Source organism: Paracoccus simplex, from assembly GCF_042648325.1.
Classification (GTDB): Bacteria; Pseudomonadota; Alphaproteobacteria; order Rhodobacterales; family Rhodobacteraceae; genus Paracoccus; species Paracoccus simplex.
The window spans coordinates 1-2051 of the sequence record NZ_JBHRXE010000072.1 but is presented as its reverse complement, the minus strand read 5'-3'; the positions used below and the strand labels follow the sequence as shown (position 1 = coordinate 2051).

At 48.4% G+C, this 2051-nt stretch carries 1 protein-coding gene; it reads left to right on the top strand.

Features of this window, described 5'->3' with window-relative positions:
• On the top strand, positions 1-1978 hold a 1978-nt coding region (locus tag ACFOMP_RS19790), incomplete at its 5' end, for an ATP-binding protein (protein ID WP_379033780.1).
• Between the last annotated feature and the right edge of the window lie 73 nt (positions 1979-2051).

Sequence of the window (2051 nt, the reverse complement as noted above, 5' to 3'; positions counted from 1 at the left end):
GAAGCTGTGGGATAAGTCCGTCCGGGGAAAGGGGAACCTCGGCCTTAAGCCGATTTGTGCAACAGAGCCAAGCGCGCCCCCCAAGGATCGGCAAGTATTCATCGCCAAGGATCGCATAGGGCCGTATTCTCACCCCATCACCTCAAATAGACTCGCGCCCACACTGCGGCCGATTGTAAACAGATTTTTTGGCGTCATTGCGGATGATCAAATTGAGTTAATGGATCGTTGCTATGTGGCAGACAGAAATTATTCTGAAGTCTTGACCGGCATGAGATCTGTGATCAAAGATTCATTGACGCCATACTTCGAAGAGTATGGCGTTGAACAGCTTGATGATACTGGGAAGGGAGGGGCCATCGGAGGCCGAATAACGAAGAACATAAAGAATGCCAGGGGAGGCGAGGTTCTTGTGCTCTTCGGAGGAAAGGGTGCAGGAAAATCGACATTCATTAGGAGGTTGCTGAAACACACGCCGCCAAGGTGGTTGAAAGAGAATTCTATCTCAGCTGTTGTCGACATGCTTGACGTTCCGGAGGATATGTCAAGGATTCACACTGAGATCTGGCGGCGCCTAGTCAACGATCTTGATGAAGAGAAGATTCTGACATCTTCGCGTGAAACGCTTCTCCGAGAACTGTTCAGTGATAGATTTGAAATTGCAGCCCGGCAAGATCTTTCTGGGCTGCCAAGGGGTGGTGAGCTCTATAATGATCGCCTCAATGGACTAATTGCGACTTGGAAGGCCGATCTAGAGTACTGTGCGGTTAAACTGGCGCAGAGGTGGGCGCGGGCCGGCAAGGGAGTAGTGGTGGTCATAGATAACACGGACCAGTACAGCGGCCCCGGGCAGGATTTCTGCTTCACTACAGCGCAAGAGATATCAAGAAGTCTCGCCTGCGTCACTTTGATTTCAATGCGAGAGGAACGGTTCCATAACTCCAAGATTCATGGGGTTCTTGATGCATTCCAGAACTCTGGTTTTCATCTTAGTTCGCCTAAACCATCAACCGTCTTTCTAAAACGCCTAGAGTACACGGTCGAGATGCTACGGGATGATCGCAGGCGACCAGAAGTAACCCATGTTTCAGACCAAGACATTATTAATGATTGCTGCAAATATCTCGAGATTGTGGCGAGCGGGATTCGGAATTCTAGCTCGCCTTTGAACAGTTTCTTGACTGCCTGCGGTCATGGAGACATAAGGTTGACTCTCGACTTGTTTCGATCGTTTCTGCTCTCTGGCTATACAAATGTGCAGGAGATGCTTGATGTCGGTCGCTGGAATTTTCAGATTCATCAAGTTATTAAGCCCGTGATGGTGCCCACGCGGTACTTCTATGATGAGCAATTGAGCGACATTCCGAATATCTTCCAGGCTAGGGATAGTCGACTTGCCTCACACTTTACAAGTTTGAGGATTCTTCGTCGGCTGGCAAAGAATATTGGGAAAGGTTCGACAGAGTTTGTTTCGATTGCTGAGCTCAAGGCCTATTTCGCTGAAACCTTTCGTATGGTTGATGATTTCTCTCTATGCATGGATGTTTTGCTCCGTCACGGCTTTGTAGAAGCGAACAACAGGCTTGATTTCTTCAATGACACAGTCGACCAAGTTAGAACAACGAATTATGGCTTGTATATGTTGAATGAGCTGGCGTTCACTTTCACGTACCTCGATCTCGTGTGTGCGGATTGCAACTACTACGATGAGGAGGTTTGCAATAGCATTACGAGCTTCGCAAATGATGAGTACAGACTCTTCCTTGCACGGGATCGAGCTGAGCGAGTTTCCATTCGATTGAAACGCACCGATGCCTTCATTTCCTACCTTGCTCGTGAGGAAGCGCGTGAAAATGAAATTTTTGACTTGAAAATCCCTTCCGGTGAGGGTTTCGCAGACAAACTGATTGCCAGCTTCGATGCCGAAAGTAAGCGAGTTCTTGCGAGTGCTGGGAAGCAGAAATACAACAGGAAATGATGGTGAAATAAAGGTACGCCTGCGGTGAAGGCCGTCTGCTCTGATTGAGCAAATGGTCGTAAGGCATTGCCTT